Genomic DNA, 21,759 nt, shown 5'->3' with positions numbered 1-21,759 from the left:
TACTATGGTATAATACTAATATTATTGTAATAAACTAGATAAATAGATTTGTATGATGAAGGGAAGAAACAGCGTGCTTGGAATCGGAACTAAAAATATTGGAATTGACTTAGGAACCGCCAATACAATTGTATATGTTGATGGTAAAGGAATTGTACTGCGTGAACCATCGGTGGTTGCCAAAAACACTAAAACTGGGGAAATTGTTTCTGTTGGTGACGCTGCACGCGAAATGATCGGTAGAACACCAGCTAGTATTGTCGCAATTCGACCAATGAAAGATGGCGTAATTGCTGATTATGATACAACTGTAGCAATGATGAAACATTACATTGAAAAGGCACTTGGTAAGAGCAGTGGCAAGCCATATGTAATGGTCTGTGTTCCTAGTGGTGTCACAGAAGTTGAAAAACGGGCAGTTATTGATGCAACCAGAGTTGCTGGTGCTCGTGATGCCTATGTTATTGAAGAACCATTTGCAGCTGCAATTGGCGCCGGTCTGCCTGTTATGGATCCAACTGGTAGTATGGTTGTTGATATTGGTGGTGGTACAACAGATGTTGCTACTATTTCATTGGGCGGTATCGTTTCAAGTCGTTCTATTCGCATGGCTGGCGATAAAATGGACGAAGCAATCGTTTATTATGTTCGTCAAAACCTCAATTTATTAATTGGTGAAAGAACTGCTGAAAAGCTCAAGTGGGATATTGGTTCAGCTTCCATTGAAGCTTCAGCCGAAATGGGTACAACTGAAATCCGTGGTCGTGATTTAGTTTCTGGCCTACCAAAGACAACTGAAGTTTCAGCCACCGATGTCGCAACTGCGTTACAAGATGTTGTTGCTGATATTATTACTGCAATCAAGGAGACACTAGAAGAAACATCACCAGAAATTGCAGCGGATGTAATTGATCATGGAATTGTTTTGACTGGTGGTGGTGCTTTACTAAAACATTTACCAGAAGTGATTGCTGAAGAAACAAAAGTGCCGGTCTTTATTGCTTCAGAACCGTTGGATTGTGTCGCAGTAGGAACTGGTGAATCACTTAAAAGTATCGACGTCATGAAGAAAAAATAATAAAGATATGTCAATTGCTGTGAATTACCAGCATTGAGATAGCGAACTGACTCAATTTATTGAGTTTATTTGGACGGGGTTGGTCACAAAACTAATGTTTTGTCCAACCCCGTTGATTTAGCCTGAAAGTGCATTGGAGGATTAAAATGCAAAAGTTTTTTTCAAACCGTCGTTTGGTAATTATCGTGGTGTCATTAGTAGTTTGTTTTGGTTTAATGGCCGGTTCGGTTGCTGTTCGTAATAAGCGAGCAACACCACCGATAATCCAACAATTCGGGAATGACGTAGTTGGCTTTGCTGGAGCTGTGATAGCATATCCGGTAAATGCAGTTCAAGGTGGCTTTGATTCAATTTCGGAGTTAATGAATGCTTATCAGGAAAACCAATTATTAAAAAAACAAGTTAGTGATCTGGCTCAGGTAAAAGTACGTGACCAAACATTAGCAAAAGAAAACCAACAATTAAAAAAAGAATTGAAATTGAATAACTCGTTGACTGATTATACGACTGTCACTGCATCTGTATTAACTAGAACCCCATCTTCATGGCAGAATCAATTGGTTATTAACAAGGGGCAGGCTGCGGGTATTTCTAAAAACATGCCAGTAATGTCTGGTGCTGGATTAATTGGGCGTGTGTCTGAAGTTAATAAAACCAATAGTAAGGTTGAATTATTAAGTGATAGTAATGAGGCATCCAACCGCTTTGCAATCCAAATTTCTAACAAACAAGGCAAGACGGTTAATGGAATTATTACTGGGTATCAAAAAGCTACTGGTCAATTAATTATGGGTCAGGTCACTTCAAAGGTGAAAATCACTAAAGGTTCTAAAGTAATTACTAGTGGCATGGGCGGTGTCACACCCAAAGGATTATACGTTGGTAAGGTAGCACGGGTTACTAAAGATGATTATGGACTAGCTAAGAAGATCTACATTAAGCCAGCCACTAATTTCAATAACATTAATATTGTTACCGTGGCAGAACTAGATTCGTAGGAGTAGTTAATTATGTATAGATTATCGCGACTGCGCTATATTTTTCCAATTGGATTATTTGTTGCCTTCTTTTTAGACGGTTCAGTCAGTAAGGTTTTTAGTGGGTGGCTTTTTAGTTATCCGTACTCAATGGTTAGCCATTTGGTAATTCTGTGGTTGGTATTGGCTTATTTCTTTGAAGAAGACACGAAAATACCATTAGTTCCATTTGCAGCTGTAACTGGACTAATTTTTGACTTATATTATTCTGGGATTATCGGCTTGTTTATGTTTTTATTTCCGCTGATTATTGCTTTAACAAAAGCGTTAGCAAAATACTTCACCCCAACATTTTTGACCGTAATCATGATATTTTTCATTGATATCACTTGTTTGGAGCTGATTAATTATTTTGCTTACACAATTATTGGTGTGGTTAACAGTAGTTTCGGAGACTTTTTGATTTATGTCTTGGCACCTACATTAGCTTTAAATTTGGTTTATCTGGTAGTATTATACTTACCTATTCGCAGTATTTTTGTGCGTGCAATGCAACAAAAAAACTCATAGTATTTTAATAATTAGTTATTGACAAGCCTTTTTGAATGTATTAGGATGTTATCAACATCAAAAAACAGTGAACAGACTAGTAGAACAATGATTGATTAAGAAAGCTCTCGTTGATGGGAAGAGAGTTCGGTGATTGTTTGAATCACATCTGTGAGTTGATTTTCTGAATTCCAGTAGGAAAATCCGGGGTGCCCGTTACAGCCTTAAGTTTAGTGAATTAAACTTGTTGAGATTGGGTCTGTGAGGACTCAGTGCACATGAGGTGGAACCGCGGAAACGCCCTCAAAGTCAATTTGACTTTGAGGGCGTTTTATATTTCCAAGTGCACTATATATAACAACTAGTTAATTGATTAAACTTATTGAGGTGGCTATCGTGAGGTAGTTACGAAGCAGAGGTGGTACCACGACTAGACGTCCTCTTAGATTATTAATTTAATCTAAGAGGACTTTTTATTTACTGTTTAAAAATATGGGAGGTTAGCACATGTCAATTAGTTATATATCAGAAATATTACCGTCATTGTTTCAAGGTGCAGGGCTTACATTGCAATTATTCTTTTGGACTTTAATTGGTTCACTACCACTTGGATTAATAGTTAGTTTAGGATTAACATCTAAGATAAGACCCATTAGGTGGATTCTAGATCTGTATGTTTGGCTCATGCGAGGGACCCCCTTACTATTGCAATTAATTTTTGTTTTTTATGGTTTACCGCTAATTGGAGTGGTGTTCCAAAGATATGATGCAGCTGTATTTGCTTTCATTTTAAATTACGGAGCCTATTTTGCTGAAATCTTTCGTGGTGGTCTCCAATCAATTGATAATGGCCAATATGAAAGTGCCAGTGTACTACGGCTGAGTTACTGGCAAACAGTTCGCAAGATTGTGATCCCACAAGTAGTTAAAATCGTGTTGCCATCGGTTGGAAATGAAGTTATTAATTTGGTTAAAGATTCATCATTGGTTTATGTAATTGGGTTGGGAGATCTCTTACGTGCCGGAAATGTGGCAACGTCAAGAGATGTTTCATTAGTCCCACTGCTTCTAGTTGGCGTGATTTATCTATTGTTGGTCGGAATTTGCACTTATATTTTGCACAAAGTTGAACAGCGATATTCATACTATAAATAAAATGGAGGCAGTCATATGTTAGAAATAAAGAATTTGAAAAAGAGTTTTGGTTCCCGCGTAATTTTGGACAATGTCAATGTGACCGTTAAAGATCGAGAAGTTTTGAGTATTGTTGGGCCATCTGGTGCAGGAAAAACAACTTTGTTACGTTGCATTACTGGACTAGAAAAGGCGGATTCAGGGGAATTTCTAATTGATGGTAATCCGTTCGATCCGCAGGCAACTGACACTTCGGAAAGTGTTATCGGAGTGGTCTTTCAAGACTTTAATTTATTTCCCCACCTATCCGTTTTTGATAATATTATTTTGGCACCGACGATGGTTCTCAAGCAAAGCAAGAAAGAGGCATTAGAAGACGCCAAGAAGTTGTTAGAACAACTAGGATTGGTGGGAAAGGGTGATTTATATCCTTATCAGTTATCAGGTGGTCAAAAGCAACGGGTAGCAATTGCCAGAGCGCTTGCAATGAAGCCTAAAATTCTATGTTACGACGAACCTACTTCGGCATTGGATCCTAATTTACGTAAGGAAGTTGAAAAGCTAATTTTGGGCCTGAAACAAGATGGTATGACGCAGTTAGTGGTAACCCATGATATGGATTTTGCTCAAAATATTGCTGACGATATTTTAGAAGTTAGTTCATTGGATAAGCTTAATCAAGGAACGGACTAGCATAATTAGGAGGAGAAGAGAAGATGAAAAGAGTTAAAATTTGGTTTCTCTTAATGGTTTTACTAGTGCCTATGTTGGTTTTATCCGGTTGTCAAAGTGTAACCAAAAAATCTGATTCAGCTGATACTTGGGCACGCATCCAGCGCCGTGGTAAGGTAATTATTGGGTTAGATGATAGTTTTGTTCCAATGGGATTTAGGCAAAAAAATGGGAAATTAGTTGGTTATGATGTGGATTTGGCACGGGCCGTATTCAAGCAATATGGTATCAAGGTTGATTTCCAAACGATTGACTGGTCGATGAAGGAAACAGAGTTGCGTAATGGCACGATTGATCTAATTTGGAATGGCTATACAGTTACGCCAGCCCGATCTAAAAAAATTGCCTTTAGTCTAGCATATCAGCAAAATCAGCAAATCTTGGTGACAAAAAAAGAGAGTAATATTAATAATTTTAAAGATATGCAGGGCAAAACATTAGGAGTTCAAAATGGATCTACTGGTAGTAGTGTGCTGGATGAAAAACCAACGTTATTAAAGAATCGACTTAAAGATAAAAAAGCCGTTTTATATGATACATTTCCAGAAGCTTTTATTGATTTAAATGCAAACCGAATTCAAGGAATTTTGATGGATAAAGTCTATGCAGAATATTATATCAAGCATCAGCCTGATGGTAATGATTATTCAACCTATATGAGTAAAGACATTACAGCTGAAAACTTTGCTGTTGGAATGCGTAAAGGTGATACTACATTACGTAAGAAAGTCAATTCAGGACTAAGACAGTTGCAACAAAATGGACAGTTAAAAAAGATTAATGAAAAATGGTTTGGTGAGCCAAGTAATTTCTTAGGCCAACCATAAAGTCGTGACAAATTAATAAACTCTTGGTATCCTTGAATTATCGAATACTCGGGGGTGGAACAAAATGGTTAGTCTATGGTTTTTGATTGATGTAGTCATTACGTTAAATACCATTGCAACCATTATTATTGTATTCCGCGAAAAACGTGATATTTCAGCCACATGGGCCTGGCTATTGGTGTTGTTACTTTTACCGATTGCTGGGTTTTTGTTGTATCTTATAGCAGGGCGAAAACTATCGCATCGTAAAATTTTTAATTTGAAGGCTCAAGAACGATTGGGGATTGATCAAATTGTGGCTAATCAAAAACTTCAATTTGATGATAATGAACTGTTACCTGCCAATCAAGTGACTAATTCTGCCCGTGAGCTAGTGCGATTGTTTCTGGAGACAGATAATGCTATTTTAACTAAAAAAAATGCAGTGCGGATTTTTACAGACGGTGATAAGCTGTTTGACAGCATGTTTGAAGATATTCGCCGTGCACAGCATCATATTAATATCGAATTTTTCACGTGGTACAATGATCAAATTGGCAATGAACTAGTGCATTTGTTGGAGCGTAAAGCTGCTGCGGGTGTCCAAGTCCGGATTATTTATGACTTGCTGGGATCACATGGTTCTAAGCAAAAGTTGTTTCAGCATCTAATTGAGCTTGGTGGCCATGCAGAACCATTTTTAACACCGAAATATTTTCCGATTACGTTGCGTTTGAACTTTCGTAATCATCGTAAAATCACAGTGATTGATGGAAACATTGGCTATATTGGCGGATTTAATGTTGGTGACCAATACTTAGGACGAAAAATGCGATTTGGTTATTGGCGAGATACACATTTGCGAGTCACAGGTGACGCAGTGCTTTCCATGCAAAGCCGATTCTTCTTGGACTGGAATGCTACTAGTAAAAAAGGGCAGGTTGCCTTTGATAATAAGTATTTCCCACGAACTAAGTCTGCAGGCCAGACCAGTATGCAAATTGTCTCTAGCGGGCCTGATGATGATCGTGAAAAAATAAAACAAGGGTATGTCAAAATGATTGCCATTGCCACTAAGTCAGTTTATATTGAAACTCCTTATTTTGTTCCCGATGGCAGTGTTTTAGAGGCACTTACTATTGCGGCAACGGCAGGAGTTGACGTGCGAATTATTATTCCTGATCGACCTGATCATCCATTTGTTTATCGCGCAACTGAATATTACTGTCGTGAGCTAATTCAGGCTGGTGGTAAAGTTTACTCTTACGGTAAAGGTTTTATGCATTCAAAAATGGTTGTGATTGATGGGAAAATAGTATCCATTGGCTCAGCTAACATGGACATTCGGTCTTTTAGATTAAACTTTGAAGCAAACGCCTTTTTATATGATCGTGAGTTTGCACGGGCAACGGAATTAATTTTTCTTCATGATCAAGAAAGATCGGAGTTTTTAACACTAGATTATTTCACACAACAATCTCGATTTATTAAAATAAAGCAGGCACTGTCACGATTGTTAGCACCAATATTATAAAAAAGTCTAAGGCTAGACGCGTAAAATTACGTCAAAGACCTTAGACTTTTTTATTAATCTTGTTTAAAAAATTCGTTATATAAAGCACTAACAGAACGGTTAGCTTCTTCTTGTGCCACTCCAAACATAATTGAGATTTCAGAAGCTCCTTGATTGACCATTTGCAATCTAATATTAGCCTTGGCAAAGGCAGCAGCAGCTCGAGCCATTAGACCAACGGTATCATGCATTCCTTCTCCAACTACCATTACAATGGCGTAGTCATGAATCATATGCATTTCATCTGGGTGAATCGTGGCTTGCAATTCTGCCATCATTGCCTTTTCAATATCAGGATTTAAATTGTCCTCTGACATGATAATGGTTATATCATCAATACCGGACGGCATATGTTCATAACCAACGTTATATTTGTACAAAACGTCGAGAACTTTGCGAGTAAAACCAACTTCCTTATTTAGTAAATACTTACTAATATAGAGCCCACAGAAATTCTTTGATGCTGCAATACCACGAACTGGATATTTTTTATTAGGTGCAATTCGTGCGGAAATAATCGTGCCCGGTGCTTCTGGATGATTAGTATTGCGAACATTAACATCAATATTACCCTGAATTGCCGGGATTAAGGCTTCGTCATGAAAAACAGAAAATCCAGCATAGGATAGTTCGCGCATTTCACGGAAAGTCATGTGACCAATAGCATGTGGATGGGCCACAATGTTAGGATTAACAGAATAAATTGCATCTACATCAGTAAAGTTTTCATATAAATCTGCATTTAATCCACGAGCCATCACGGCACCGGTAATGTCAGAACCGCCGCGTGAAAAGGTACAAATCTCACCTTTTTCGTTGTAACCAAAGAAACCAGGCATCACGAGTACATTTGCTTTGTTTTGCCATTTACGTAAATTAGGATAACTAGCGGGTAGAATCTGAGCGTCATCTGGAACGTCGGTTACTACTAAGCCAGCATCATTTGGGTCAAGGTACTGGGCAGCAATTCCGACTAGATTGAATACTCGTGAGATTAATTGTGCGTTGAGTTTTTCGCCGTGTGCTTTAAAAGCGGCCATTAAGTATGTATTATCAGGATAGGTTGCTAATGGTAGATTCAAAATGGCACGTCGAATGGGAGCAAAATCTTCTGGTGTGAAGTTAAAACCTAGAGCAATTTCTTGATAACGCTCAATAATTTGTTGTGCAATATCCTGATAGTCACGTCCTGCAATGACCGTTTCCGCATAACGAATTAGCAAGTCGGTTACTTTTGTGTCGGTGGGATTTCTTTTACCCGGTGCCGAAACAACCACACAGCGACGTGTGGGATCTTCTGAGACAATGTGGATTACTTTTTTTAATTGTTCACTACTGGCAAGCGAGCTGCCGCCAAATTTTATGACCTTCACAATAATTCGCTCCTTTTTATTAGTTAATATGATAGCAAACCACCCACATACTTACAATTGACTTCAAGATATTTTTTAATGAAATTTTCATTCAAGCAGGTGGCAGTTTGTAATTTATGACATTTTCACGTATTATTGTTAAACATGCGGTAATAATTGTTCAGGTCATTGGTCAATGACAGTAAAACAGGGGGAACAAGTTTGGATTTTAAGTTAACTGATGGTGTTGATCTGCATGTTATTTCAACACCCCAATTTAAAACTAATCAAATATTAATTAATTTTAGCACACAGCAAAGTAAAAAAAATATTACGGCTCGCAGTTTATTGGCAGATTTGTTAGAAACTAGTACTCATAAGTATCCAACACAAACGGCGCTTGCTCGACAAATGTCGAGTTTATTTGGTGCATATGTGGGTACTAATGTAACTCGGATGGGCAATTTGCACACACTGCGAGTTCGTGCGAGCTTTGTGAATGACCAATATGCAGTGGCTGGATTGACTGATCAAATCATTGATTTGCTACATGAAATGATTTTTCATCCATTAATTGATAATGATTCGTTTGATGAACCCACGTTCACCTTGCAACGTAACAACTTGCAAAGCTCAATTAAGGCGTTGGCGGATGATAAACAATTTTATGCAGGAATGCAATTGCGCGACTTATATTTTAAAGATGGGTCACTATTAAAAATTCCTAGTTTTGGGCAGTTATCTGATTTACCCAAATTGAGTGCTGAATCTTTAGTAACAACTTACCGTGATATGGTGGTTAATGACCGAATTAATATTGTTGTTTTAGGTAACGTTGATGAACAGCATATTGCTGAAGAATTCTCGCAGTTCGAGTTTCAACCCCGATCAGCTAGTTTTGGGCCCCTATTTTATCAACAAACACCAATAATAGAACCTAAAAGAAAACAACAAACTCAAAAATTAAATCAAGCTAAATTGAATTTAGCCTATCAGTTGCCAATTTATTATCAAGAAAAAGATTATTATGCTAGTCTGGTAATGAACGGAATTTTAGGCGGTTCACCGTTGTCTAAATTATTTGTGAATGTACGTGAAAAAGCTAGCTTGGCTTATTATGCTAGTAGTCAACATAACGCGTTTAATGGTCTATTTTCGATTCAGACCGGAATTCAAAGTGAAAATCGAAAACAAGTTGAGCGCTTAATTCAAGACCAAGTGACAGCCGTCATGCAAGGAGAATTTGATTCAGAGTTACTTCAAGAGGTCAAGGATGGCATTGTTAACCAATATGAAACTGGATTGGATATTAGTAGTAATATTGTTGAACAGGTTTTGCTCGATAAAATTACGCAATCACGCACGGATACGCAAATTTTGGTCCAAGAAATTAAAGCAGTAACAGCATCAGATGTAGTACATGTAGCTAATCAACTTAGATTGCAGGCTGTTTACTATCTGAATGGAGATTTGAATTAATGAATGAGCAGTATTATCAAAAATTGAACGAAACTATTTATTCCAGCCAGTTAGAAAATGGATTACTAGTCCAGGTTTTACCAAAGACTGGATTTCATAAGACATATGCTATTTTGACGGTTGATTTTGGTTCGATTGATCGTTCATTTATTCCGGCTGGAAAGGAAGATATTTATACAGTTCCAAATGGGGTAGCTCACTTTTTAGAACATAAAATGTTTGAAAAAGAGGATCATGATGCCTTTGATTTGTTTGGACAGTTAGGAGCTGACTCGAACGCGTTTACAAGTTTTACACAGACGAGCTATTTATTTTCAGCAACTGATCATATCCATGAAAACCTAGATGTTCTGCTTAATTTTGTTCAAGATCCATATTTTTCTGCCCAAACGGTGCAAAAGGAAAAGGGGATTATTGGTCAAGAAATAAAAATGTATGATGATGATCCTAATTGGCGATTATACTTTGGCTTATTAGGTAATCTGTATCCACAAGATCCTATGCATATTGACATTGCAGGGAGTGTTGAGTCCATTGAAAAAATCACTGCGGAAGACTTGTACACGACATATCGTACTTTTTACCAACCAAGTAATATGAATTTATTTGTTGTTGGTAATGTTGATGCACAAGATACATTGAAATGGATTGAGCAAAATCAAGCAGCAAAAAAGTTTGAACCTGCGACAGATCCCAAGAGCGAACTTGTCTTAAATGATGAAACTGGCAAGGATGTAATTCCGTTTAGAACTTTGGAAATGGACGTTAGTCGACCTAAAGTAATGGTTGGTGTTCGTGGATTAGATCCAGTTGAAACTGGTAGAACGGGCCTTAAGTATCGGTTAGCGGTTGAATTGTTGCTAGATATTTTATTTGATGATACTTCAGACAACTATTTACGGTTATATAATAACGAAACGATTGATGACTCGTTTAGCTACAACTTTGAAATGCAACGTGGTTTTCATTTTGCCTATTTTAGCAGCGATACTAATCAACCTGAGCGTTTTTCAGATGAAATTATCGCAATTTTAGAGGGAGCTAAACAACAAATTGAAGCTGCCACAAGCCAATTTGATAACATTAAACGAGCAATGTTAGGTCGTATGATTAGCTTACTGGATTCACCGGAGGCAATTGCCAATCATTATTCAGGCAAACTATTTGGTGGTGCCAACCTATTAGATGAAATTACAACGTTAGCAACAATTAAAATTGATGACTTGTATCAAATTGAAAAAGATTTTATTCAATCGCAAGGAATTTCGGTTTACCAGGTAGTTCCTAAGCGAAACTAATTTCAATCTTTTTTAAGATAATCTGATAATAAAGTATGCTATACTGTGCAAGGTTAAATCAAGGAATTTCAAAGCATTGGAGAACAGATTAATGAGTGAAAATGCAAGTATTGAAGTAGGAAAAAAGTTACATGATGCACGTGTTGCAAAGGGAATGACACTTGATGATTTACAGCAGGCTACTAAAATTCAAAAGCGTTATTTGATTGCAATTGAAGATGAGAAGTTTGATGAATTACCAGGTGATTTTTATGTCCGTGCGTTTGTAAAACAATATGCTGACACGGTTGGGCTGGATGGCAATGATTTATTGCTGGAATTTAATGATCAGTTACCCGAAACAAAAACAGGTGAGTATTCTAAGCACATTGAGCAAGCCGTTGAGACTAGGACAGGCCAGCATAAAGCAGTAGATCAGATTGATCGAATTAGACAGTACCTACCAACCGTAATTGTGGTAGTGGTAATTATTGTTGTATTAGGTGCGATTTGGTTGACTGCCATTCACAGTGACCACCGTAGTTCACAGAGCAATATTGACAGCAGTTCTGTGTCGGTTTCTGGTGAATCGAGTAAGAAAAAGTCATCTGACACAAGCAAGAAAAATAGCAGTAGTAGTTCGTCTACCACATCTGCTAAAATTAAACTAAGTTCTGTTACTAGAACTTCAAGTGCCGCTACTTTCAAAGTAGAAAATGCTAAGTCGCAAAAGTATACGCTGGCAATTGCTCCTAGTGAACGTGCCTGGGTTGCAGTAACCGGTGATGGTACGTCGTTGTTTAGTCAAACAATGACAGCAAATAGTAAGCAGAGTGTAAAAATAGGTAAGTCTGTTGCCCGGGTTGTGTTAACACTTGGAAATGCTGGGAGTACTACTATTAAGCTTAATGGTAAGACAGTTGATGTCACTGATAATAATAAGTATCCCAATGTTCGTACCGTTACTATTGTTCTAAGTGGTTCTACTGCAACAACGTCAGATTCATCCTCGGCAGCTAGCTCGACGAGCATCTCTGCTTCAAGTACAAGTAATTAACAACATGCAACAAGAATAATAAGGGGGATAATATTGTGAATTTACCAAATAAATTGACGGTGATGCGATTAATTGCAATTCCGTTTTTCTTACTATTGTTAGTTTTACCGCTTAATTGGGGAAATGTGTCATTTGCTGGTGCAACTGTTCCAGTTGAACAGCTAATAGCAGCAATTGTTTTTATTGCTGCTTGTATTACTGATAATTTAGATGGTATTATCGCCCGAAAGTATCATCTAATTACCAATTTTGGTAAATTTACTGATCCATTGGCGGATAAATTATTAGTAATGACAGCCTTTATTGTTTTGAGTGCCAATCAAATTGTCCCTGCATGGGTAACAGTTGTGATTATTTGGCGGGAATTGGCGGTTACTGGACTACGCTTGTTGATTGTTGAAAGTAATGGAGAAGTTCTAGCAGCTAAAATGCCTGGAAAAATAAAGACCGTGAGTCAATTCATTGCGATTTCATTTTTATTACTTAATAACATGTTTTTTGCCTTAATTCATGTTCCATTTGGTCAGATAATGTTGTATGTATGTTTATTCTTCACTGTGTATTCAGGGATTGATTATTTTGTTAAAGGTCGCTCTGTATTTTCAGATGGTCTGAAATAAGTCAGCCAATAATAATATTAATTTTAAGTTCAGTCGAAAACATTTGTTTTGACTGGACTTTATTTAGTTAAAATTAGTTATACTTTACGTATATTAATAATTAGAAGGAGGATAAAAATGAAGAGTGAGGTCATTACAGTAGGGACAGAGTTGTTATTAGGCAGGATCGAGAATACGAATGCACGTTTCATTGCTGATCAGCTCACTCAGTTGGGAATTGAGTCATATTTTCAAACTGTAGTTGGCGACAACGAAACAAGAATTATCACTGCGTTAAAACAGGCAGCTACTCGCTGCAATCTGATTATTATTTGCGGTGGGTTGGGTCCAACAAATGATGATAAAACGTTGAGTGCAGTTGCTAAATATTTAGGTGTTGAACTAAAAGTTGATCAACGGCAGTTTAGTCAAATTGAGAATTATTTTACTAGACAACATCGTCCCATGGCACCAGAAAACATTAAACAAGCACAATATTTAACTGGGGCTCAAAAATTGAAAAATGATGTTGGATTGGCATTAGGAGACTTCTTTTACAACAATACTGACACGGCTGTGGCAGTTCTTCCCGGTCCGCCAGCTGAAATGAAAACTATGTTTTTAAATCATCTAATTCCAGTTTTAAGACAAGTTTATCCGATAAAGCAGCAATTAACGTCAAGAGTCTTAAGATTTTATGGTATTTCTGAGTCGGTCTTAATGCATCAACTGGATGATTCAGTCACAAAAAGTGATAATCCCTCCATTGCGTCCTATGCTAAAAATCATGAGATTTTGATTCGATTAACTGCGCCGGGAGACAATGAAGAACAGATTAATTGTCTACTAGATGAAACTCAACGAAAAATTTTAATACGAGTAGGTGAGTTTTATTATGGAAATGGGACTGAAAACAGCTTGGCAAAAGAAGTCGTGACTAACCTAAGACAACGGGGACTAACCATCACAGCGGCAGAAAGTTTAACTGGTGGGTTATTTCAGAGCTCCATCTGCGGGATTGCGGGTGCATCAAATATTTTCAATGGTGGCTTTGTTACCTATGCTAATGATGCCAAAAAAGACCTACTTCAAATTGACCCACAAATTATTGATCAGTATGGTGTTGTAAGCAGACAAACTGCAATTGCAATGGCAATGGGATCACGGCGAATCATGAATGCTGATATTGGCATTTCATTTACAGGGGTAGCGGGACCAGATTCACTTGAAGGAAATTTGGCTGGCACTGTTTGGATTGGATTAGATGTTAAAGGGGAAACGACTGTGGCAAAATTAGTTCAGTTGCCACAATCCGACTCAAGACAAGCTATTCGCGAAAAAAGTGTTTTAACTGGCTTACAAATGATTTTATCAAGGCTAAAATAAAAAAATGCGAACTATTGTTCGATTTTACTTGATTTTTTAGCGTTAACTGATATGATTGTTAAGAATGATGTTCGAATTTTAAGGAGGAACTAACTTGGCTGACGAACGAAAAGCAGCACTTGATGCTGCATTAAGACGAATTGAAAAGAATTTCGGTAAGGGTTCAATTATGCGCATGGGGGACCAAGCTGATACTAAAATCGCTACTGTTTCAAGTGGTTCACTAGCTCTAGATGAAGCATTAGGGGTTGGTGGATATCCACGTGGTAGAATTGTTGAAATGTACGGTCCCGAAAGTTCTGGTAAGACAACTGTTGCTTTACATGCAGTTGCTGAAGTACAACATCAAGGTGGTACTGCTGCATATATTGATGCTGAAAATGCCTTGGATCCTAAGTATGCTGAAGCTTTGGGGGTCAATGTTGAAGACTTGCTATTATCGCAACCGGATACTGGAGAAGAAGGGTTAGAGATTGCAGATGCTCTAATTTCTAGTGGTGCAATAGACATTGTGGTAGTTGATTCTGTAGCTGCATTAGTTCCACGAGCCGAAATTGAAGGTGAAATGGGCGATGCCCATGTGGGGTTACAAGCACGATTGATGTCACAAGCCTTAAGAAAATTATCTGGCTCAATCAATAAAACCAAGACAATTGCGATTTTTATTAATCAGATTCGTGAAAAAGTTGGTGTGATGTTTGGTAATCCAGAAATCACTCCCGGTGGTCGTGCATTGAAGTTTTATTCAACCATTCGTCTAGAAATCAGACGAGCAGAACAAATAAAAAATGGAACTGAAGTTTTAGGAAATCGAACTAAAATTAAAGTTGTTAAAAATAAGGTTGCGCCTCCATTTCGCCGTGCTGAAGTGGATATCATGTATGGTCACGGAATTTCCAAGACCGGTGAATTAGTTGATATGGCTGTCGAAAAGGACCTTGTTGATAAAAGCGGTTCATGGTACTCATATGGTGACGAGCGGGTTGGACAAGGTCGAGAGAATGCTAAGCAATATTTTGCTGATCATCCAGATGCAATGGAAGAATTAATGCAAAAAGTTCGGATTGCTTATGGTATGGACGGTGGCAGCACTGCCGAAGCCAGTGAAAATGATCCAACAGAGCTTGATTTGGACGATAAAACGACGCCAAAAGAGTAAATTTTAGTAGCAAAACTATCAAACTATGACGATATTGGTCGTCATAGTTTTTTATTATAAAAATATTTTATGGTGCTAATTGACGTTATGATAGTAATCATGCGGTTTATAAAGTGACAACTAGTTGACATGTGAGCACTGCAATATTAAAATTAATCCAGTGTAAATAATCAATTAACACATTAAATTTTTAAAGATTATTTGAACAGCAACAATTTAATAGTTGATACGGAGGTGAAAAAATGAATGCATTAAGCATAATTCTCGCCGTGATCGCTATTGTTGTCGGTGTTATTGTGGGTTATTTTGTCCGTAAAACTAGTTTTGAACGACAATTAGATCAAGCACATAATACTGCCGAAGGGATTATTAACACTGCGAATAAAGAGGCTGAGACTGCCAAAAAAGAAGCAATTTTAGAGGCAAAAGAAGAAAGTCATCAGTATCGGGAAAACGTTGAAGAAGAACTAAAGAGTCGTCGTGCTGAAGTTCAAAAGCAAGAGGATCGTTTACTACAACGTGAAACAACTCTGGATCGTAAAGATAATTCTATTGAAAAACGCGAAAATGTTTTGGGCGAGCGAGAGCACAAGCTTGATGAACAAACAGAACAAATTCAAAAAGATCAACAACAAGTAACACAATTGATTGAACAACGTGAGACTGAATTGCAACGAGTGGCAGAGATGTCACGTGATGATGCCAAAGAATTGATTTTGAATGAGACCAAGGCGCAACTGGGTCACGAACGTGAAGTATTGATTCGTGATAGTGAACAAGAAGCAGCTGCTACAGCGGATAAAAAAGCAAAGGACTTAATCGTTTCTGCTATTCAGCGTAGTGCTGCAGATATGGTGTCGGAAACGACCGTGTCAGTGGTAACGTTACCTAATGATGATATGAAGGGACGGATTATTGGTCGTGAAGGCCGCAATATCCGCACGTTAGAAACTCTGACAGGAATTGATTTAATTATTGATGATACACCAGAAGCGGTTGTGTTGAGTGGCTTTGACCCAATTAGACGAGAGATTGCTCGTCTGGCGTTAGAAAAATTAATTCAAGATGGCCGGATTCATCCAGCACGAATTGAAGAGGCTGTTACTAAGGCTCAAAAGGACATGGACCAACAAATTCGTGAAATTGGTGAACAAACCGTCTTCGACTTGGGAATTCATTCAATTCATCCAGACTTAATTAAAATAATTGGGCGGATGAAGTACCGTACTAGCTACGGTCAAAACGTTTTGAATCATTCAATTGAAGTTGCTAAGTTAGCAGGCATTCTTGCTGCTGAACTTGGTGAAGATGTTACATTAGCTAAGCGCGCAGGATTATTACACGATATTGGTAAGGCAGTTGATCATGAAGTTGAAGGTTCCCACGTTGAATTGGGTGTTGAACTAACAACAAAGTATAAGGAAAACCCAGTTGTAATTAATGCAATTGCGTCGCATCATGGTGATGTGGCGCCTGAGTATGTTATTTCTGTATTGGTTGCGACGGCTGACGCGATTTCTGGAGCCCGACCGGGAGCACGAAGCGAATCGCTGGAAAATTATATTCAACGATTAAAGCAACTGGAGTCAATTGCTAATAAACATAAAGGCGTTGACCATAGTTTTGCAATTCAAGCTGGCCGAGAGGTCCGTGTAATTGTAAAGCCAAAAATGATTTCAGATTTACAGGCGGCAACTTTATCACATGATATAAAAAATGAGATTGAAGATGAACTTGAATATCCTGGTCACATTAAGGTGACCGTGATTCGAGAAGTTCGTTCAGTTGATTATGCCAAATAAGGATTGGGACCAAGCGATTGTGCTTTGGAACCGATCCTTGTTTGTTTCCATTTAATTGAATTACAATCGGGCGGTTTGCAATGTTACTTCTGCCAAAAACGTGTTAAAATTATTGCTATGAATGTACATTGATAACGGGGTGAAATTGCGTGTCACAAAAAACAAAAGAAACGCCAATGATGCAACAATATCAAGTAATTAAGGATCAATATCAGGATGCTTTTTTGTTTTATCGTTTAGGTGATTTTTATGAATTATTCAACGATGACGCAATTAAGGGAGCCCAGTTACTGGAACTTACATTAACAACACGTAATAAAAGTGCTGCAAATCCAATTCCAATGTGTGGGGTTCCCCATCATGCGGTTGAAAATTATATTGATATTTTGATCGATAAGGGTTATAAAGTCGCTATTTGTGAACAAATGGAAGACCCTAAGCAGGCTCAAGGAATGGTGAAACGAGCTGTTACACGATTAGTAACTCCTGGGACACAAATGGATTTATCCGGAGACCAGGCTCGCGATAATAATTATTTAACGGCAGTGATTGCAAATAAGGGAAAAGAGTTTGGGTTTGCGTATGTTGATTTATCCACTGGCGAGTTAAAAACCAGTTTTCTAAAAACGGCAACAACACTCATGAATGAAATGATTAATTTACGAACTAAAGAAGTGGTAGTTGATCAGTCGGTACCTGATGATATTTTGGATCAATTTAAGCAGCGTTCAATATTAATTTCGCATCAGGATAAAGTGGTTGCTTCAGCAGAACAAAGTTATTTAACCCAGGATTTGGATGAGTCGTTACAAAAAGAATCAGTTTCAATTCTAATCTCATATTTAACGACGACACAAAAAAGGTCATTAGCTCATTTACAACGAGCAGTTGCTTACGAACCGTCGTATTTTCTAAAAATGGATCATTATTCTAAGTACAATTTGGAATTGAATACTAATATTCGCAGTGGTAAGCGCCAAGGGACACTTGTTTGGCTACTTGATGAGACCAAAACGGCAATGGGAAGCCGTTTACTAAAACAATGGTTGGATCGGCCGTTACTAGATCAAGCTGCAATCATCGAACGGCAAGACAAAGTGCAGGAGCTTTTAACGCACTATTTTGAACGAAGTAACTTGCAAGATGAATTGACTAAAGTTTATGATTTGGAACGATTAGCAGGGCGCGTTGCGTACGGAAATGTAAATGGTCGTGATTTGATTCAACTAAGGACATCGTTGGAACAAATTCCCAAAATTAAATATATTTTGGAATCATTGGCTGCCCCGGCTTTTGAGGAGCTACAAAAAAAGTTGGATCCAATTGAGGATATTGCGGGCCTGATTGAACGAGCCATTAATGATGAGCCACCGATGTCGGTGACAGATGGCAATGTTATTAAAGATGGCTATAATCAGCAACTAGATGAATATCGTGACGCAATGAAAAACGGTAAGCAATGGATTGCGCAAATGGAAGCTAAGGAACGTGAAGTTACGGGGATCAATAATTTAAAAATTGGTTTTAATCACGTATTCGGTTATTACATTGAGGTCACTAAGGTTAATTTATCTAAATTGCCACAGGATCGTTATGAACGAAAACAAACGTTGACGAATGCTGAACGTTTTTCGACGCCGGAGTTGAAGGAAAAAGAAGCACTAATTTTGGAAGCACAGGAAAAATCGACGGCATTGGAATATGACTTGTTTACAAAGGTTCGGGAAGTAGTTAAGGCGGCAATTGAACGCCTACAACAGTTGGCTAAGGCAGTAGCTCAATTAGATGTATTGCAAAGCTTTGCGGTCGTGAGTGAAACATATCATTTTGTTCGGCCCAAATTCACTTCGAGCCATGAATTGCATATTATTGATGGCCGTCATCCAGTAGTTGAGAAATTCATGGGTCACCAGACATATGTGCCAAACGACGTTACAATGGATGATGAAACCACGATCTTATTAATTACCGGTCCTAATATGTCCGGTAAAAGTACGTATATGCGTCAATTGGCATTAACAGTTGTTATGGCACAAATGGGGTGCTTTGTACCTGCTAAAGAGGCCCAAATGCCAATCTTTGATCAGATATTTACCCGAATCGGTGCGGCAGATGATTTAATTTCTGGTCAAAGTACATTTATGGTTGAAATGCAGGAAGCTAACAATGCTCTCAGCCATGCTAGCGCCAACAGTCTAATTTTATTTGACGAAATTGGTCGTGGAACGGCAACTTTTGATGGTATGGCACTAGCACAGGCTATTATTGAGTTTGTGCATAATAATATTCATGCCAAAACACTGTTTTCAACGCATTATCATGAATTAACAGAACTGTCCGATTCATTACCTCAATTGGTGAATGTCCATGTTGGCGCTGTTGAAAAAAATGGTGAATTAGTATTTTTGCACAAGGTTGAACCAGGGCCGGCGGATCAATCGTACGGAATTCATGTGGCTAAGCTGGCGGGGATGCCAGATTCATTATTACAGCGAGCTAATAAGATTTTAACGCAGTTAGAGAATAAAGATGTGCAGTTACCAGCTGGTAAGACGGTTGCACAAGCTATCGAACCAAAACAAACTGAAAATTCAGCAGATCAGCAATTAGCGTTGTTTGACACTGTTCAACTTGATCCAAAATATGAACAAATAATTACTCAACTTAAACAGCTAAATTTAATGACCATGACCCCGATGGATGTGATGAATCAGCTGTACGAATGGCAACGTAAAATTCAATCGGGAGGCGGCAAAGCATGAACAAAATCCATGAATTAAATGAGGTTTTAGCTGATCAAATTGCTGCTGGTGAAGTAATTGAACGGCCTGCTTCGATTGTAAAAGAATTAGTTGAAAATTCGTTAGATGCCCACAGTCACCAGATTGATATTATTGTATCGCAGTCTGGATTAGATAGTATTCGTATTATTGACGATGGTGATGGAATTGCGGCCGATGATGTTCCGATTGCATTCAAACGTCACGCTACCAGCAAGATTACTTCACGAGAAGATTTGTTTAAGGTCAAGTCGTTGGGGTTTCGCGGTGAGGCGCTGCCCAGTATTGCATCGGTTGCTGATGTTGTGATGATCACATCTACTGGAGCAGATTCAGGAACCAAGTTTCAAATTAAGGGTGGCCAACTACTAATTAATCAACCGGCTCAAACGCGCCGTGGTACGGATATTACGGTAACAGATTTATTTTTCAATACTCCAGCACGGTTGAAGTATCTCAAATCACCTCAGACTGAATTAACGCAAATTACTGATATTGTCGATCGATTAGCGCTAGCAAATCCTGACGTTGCAATTAGTTTTATGCATAATGATCATGAAATTTTGCGGACGCCAGGAAATGGGAACCTACAACAGGTAGTGGCTGCAATTTATGGTATCAGTAATGCACGTAAGATGGTTGATTTCAGTGGTCATGATGCTGATTTTTCGATTGAGGGGTACACCTCATTACCAGAAGTTACACGGTCTTCACGACAGTATATTTCAATTATGATCAACCATCGGTATATTCGTAATTTTCAGCTAACAAGAGCTTTGATTCAAGGCTATGGTTCTAAGTTAATGGTTGGTCGGTATCCTATTAGTGTTCTCAATATAACATTGGATCCCGTATTGGTGGATGTTAATGTGCACCCAGCAAAGCGTGAAGTCCGAATTAGTAAGGAAGAACAACTGGGACAGTTAATCGCTAGAACTATCTCAGAGCGGATTGCGACAGAAAATTTAATTCCAGATGCATTGGACCAATTTGATGAGCATCAAATTGACTATGGAAAATTAGAAAAAAGTTTAAATGAAGTTTCACAGTCGTATCCATTAGAACATGATGGTACTAACGTTTCCACGCAAGAGAGCAACACTAAAAATATTGTTGACAATGATCCAAGCGTGGCACCAATTGTGATTAAGACACAAAGTGAATTAGTAACGCCATTAATGCAAGATTTTGATCAAAAATATCGACAAGAAAATTCAGCGAGTCCTTTTGGTGAAGATGCTGTTAACGTCTTTGATCCAGTAGCTAAGCCTAGAAACATTGAACTAGAATTGGACCAACATGGATCTGATAATAAAGATCGGTTTCCAACGCTGCAATATTTGGGTCAATTCCATGGAACCTTCTTATTGGCACAAGCAGCCGATGGATTATATATTTTGGATCAACATGCGGCTCAGGAACGAATTAATTATGAGTATTATCGGCAAGCAATAGGTGAGGTTAGTAATGACACACAAAGTTTGCTAGTTCCGCTAGTGTTGGATTATCCTACTACAGATGTTATGAAAATAAATGAACATTTGGCTGTGCTTCAACAAGTTGGAATTGATCCAGAACCATTCGGACAAAATAGCTTTATTATCCGTGCCCATCCAACTTGGTTTAAAGAAGGACAAGAAGAAGACACTATTAAAGAAATGATTGATTGGACAATCAATGATGGACAACTGAGTGTAGCTCAATTTCGTGAGAAGACGGCCATCATGATGAGTTGTAAACGCGCAATTAAAGCTAATCATTATTTGAATGCAGAACAAGCCAAGGCATTGTTGAAAAAGTTGCCCGAATGTGAAAATCCGTTTAATTGTCCCCACGGTCGCCCTGTATTAGTTCATTTCTCGGATACAGATCTCCAAAAGATGTTTAAACGAATTCAAGATTCACATAGTTCGTTTGCCGAAGAATTTGATGATCATGAGTTCTAAGCTAGTAATCAAGTGACTATTTAGTGTGTGCCTAGTTGAAATTTATGGGCGCACTAAAATACATATGTGGTAC

Annotated in this window: 17 protein-coding genes and 1 other annotated feature; of the genes, 16 read left to right on the top strand and 1 reads right to left on the bottom strand. The window is 38.1% G+C overall.

Annotated features, from left to right (window positions below; translation table 11 throughout):
• The first annotated feature begins 73 nt into the window (after positions 1–73).
• The 7 genes from FFM51_RS05040 to cls all read left to right on the top strand — a co-directional run bounded on the left by FFM51_RS05040 (position 74) and on the right by cls (position 6,810).
• Complete coding sequence (locus FFM51_RS05040) at positions 74–1,078, top strand: rod shape-determining protein (RefSeq protein WP_137597547.1); 1,005 nt, start codon at positions 74–76, stop codon at positions 1,076–1,078.
• A 146-nt stretch (positions 1,079–1,224) separates the two neighbouring features.
• A complete protein-coding gene (mreC, locus tag FFM51_RS05035) occupies positions 1,225–2,076 on the top strand; it encodes a rod shape-determining protein MreC (protein ID WP_137597546.1) in 852 nt (283 codons plus the stop codon).
• A gap of 12 nt (positions 2,077–2,088) precedes the next feature.
• On the top strand, positions 2,089–2,625 hold the full coding sequence (gene mreD / locus FFM51_RS05030; RefSeq protein WP_137597545.1) for a rod shape-determining protein MreD: 537 nt from the start codon (positions 2,089–2,091) through the stop codon (positions 2,623–2,625).
• Positions 2,626–2,683: 58 nt separating this feature from the next.
• Positions 2,684–2,912, top strand: a binding site (T-box leader).
• Between the two features lie 199 nt (positions 2,913–3,111).
• On the top strand, positions 3,112–3,759 hold the full coding sequence (locus FFM51_RS05025) for an amino acid ABC transporter permease (protein ID WP_137597544.1): 648 nt from the start codon (positions 3,112–3,114) through the stop codon (positions 3,757–3,759).
• Positions 3,760–3,774: 15 nt separating this feature from the next.
• A complete protein-coding gene (locus FFM51_RS05020) occupies positions 3,775–4,431 on the top strand; it encodes an amino acid ABC transporter ATP-binding protein (protein WP_137597543.1) in 657 nt (218 codons plus the stop codon).
• Between the two features lie 23 nt (positions 4,432–4,454).
• Entirely contained in the window at positions 4,455–5,297 is an 843-nt protein-coding gene (locus tag FFM51_RS05015) for an amino acid ABC transporter substrate-binding protein (RefSeq protein WP_137597542.1), read from the top strand.
• A 64-nt stretch (positions 5,298–5,361) separates the two neighbouring features.
• On the top strand, positions 5,362–6,810 hold the full coding sequence (gene cls / locus FFM51_RS05010) for a cardiolipin synthase (RefSeq protein WP_137597541.1): 1,449 nt from the start codon (positions 5,362–5,364) through the stop codon (positions 6,808–6,810).
• Positions 6,811–6,863: 53 nt separating this feature from the next.
• Here cls and FFM51_RS05005 read toward each other — a convergent pair whose 3' ends face one another.
• The gene (locus FFM51_RS05005) at positions 6,864–8,222 is read right to left on the bottom strand and encodes an aspartate kinase (protein ID WP_137597540.1); all 1,359 of its coding nucleotides are present in this window, start codon (positions 8,220–8,222) and stop codon (positions 6,864–6,866) included.
• A gap of 201 nt (positions 8,223–8,423) precedes the next feature.
• On the opposite strand from FFM51_RS05005, the gene yfmF reads away from it, so the two are divergent.
• From yfmF to mutL, 9 genes are all read left to right on the top strand, one after another.
• On the top strand, positions 8,424–9,680 hold the full coding sequence (yfmF, locus tag FFM51_RS05000) for an EF-P 5-aminopentanol modification-associated protein YfmF (protein ID WP_137597539.1): 1,257 nt from the start codon (positions 8,424–8,426) through the stop codon (positions 9,678–9,680).
• Positions 9,680–10,978, top strand: a complete 1,299-nt coding sequence (gene yfmH, locus FFM51_RS04995; protein WP_137597538.1) for an EF-P 5-aminopentanol modification-associated protein YfmH — start codon at positions 9,680–9,682, stop codon at positions 10,976–10,978. The genes yfmF and yfmH overlap by 1 nt, the downstream gene beginning before the upstream one ends.
• 91 nt (positions 10,979–11,069) lie before the next feature.
• Positions 11,070–12,014, top strand: a complete 945-nt coding sequence (locus tag FFM51_RS04990) for a helix-turn-helix domain-containing protein (protein ID WP_137597537.1) — start codon at positions 11,070–11,072, stop codon at positions 12,012–12,014.
• 35 nt (positions 12,015–12,049) lie between these two features.
• Positions 12,050–12,634, top strand: coding sequence for a CDP-diacylglycerol--glycerol-3-phosphate 3-phosphatidyltransferase (gene pgsA / locus FFM51_RS04985; protein ID WP_137597536.1), 585 nt, complete (start codon positions 12,050–12,052; stop codon positions 12,632–12,634).
• Between the two features lie 117 nt (positions 12,635–12,751).
• The gene (locus FFM51_RS04980; RefSeq protein ID WP_137597535.1) at positions 12,752–13,999 is read left to right on the top strand and encodes a competence/damage-inducible protein A; all 1,248 of its coding nucleotides are present in this window, start codon (positions 12,752–12,754) and stop codon (positions 13,997–13,999) included.
• Between the two features lie 94 nt (positions 14,000–14,093).
• A complete protein-coding gene (gene recA, locus FFM51_RS04975; RefSeq protein WP_137597534.1) occupies positions 14,094–15,158 on the top strand; it encodes a recombinase RecA in 1,065 nt (354 codons plus the stop codon).
• Between the two features lie 242 nt (positions 15,159–15,400).
• Positions 15,401–16,960 carry a ribonuclease Y gene (rny, locus tag FFM51_RS04970; RefSeq protein ID WP_137597533.1) on the top strand — a complete coding sequence of 520 codons (1,560 nt, stop codon included), beginning with the start codon at positions 15,401–15,403 and terminating at the stop codon, positions 16,958–16,960.
• Positions 16,961–17,136: 176 nt separating this feature from the next.
• The gene (mutS, locus tag FFM51_RS04965) at positions 17,137–19,722 is read left to right on the top strand and encodes a DNA mismatch repair protein MutS (RefSeq protein ID WP_137597554.1); all 2,586 of its coding nucleotides are present in this window, start codon (positions 17,137–17,139) and stop codon (positions 19,720–19,722) included.
• Positions 19,719–21,686 carry a DNA mismatch repair endonuclease MutL gene (gene mutL, locus FFM51_RS04960; RefSeq protein ID WP_137597532.1) on the top strand — a complete coding sequence of 656 codons (1,968 nt, stop codon included), beginning with the start codon at positions 19,719–19,721 and terminating at the stop codon, positions 21,684–21,686. The genes mutS and mutL overlap by 4 nt, the downstream gene beginning before the upstream one ends.
• Positions 21,687–21,759 lie beyond the last annotated feature (73 nt).

Origin of the sequence: Paucilactobacillus kaifaensis, assembly GCF_005405145.1 — a bacterium.
GTDB classification, from domain to species: Bacteria; Bacillota; Bacilli; order Lactobacillales; family Lactobacillaceae; genus Paucilactobacillus; species Paucilactobacillus kaifaensis.
The sequence above is the reverse complement of the archived record's forward strand: the minus strand, read 5'-3'. Positions and strand labels throughout refer to the sequence as shown.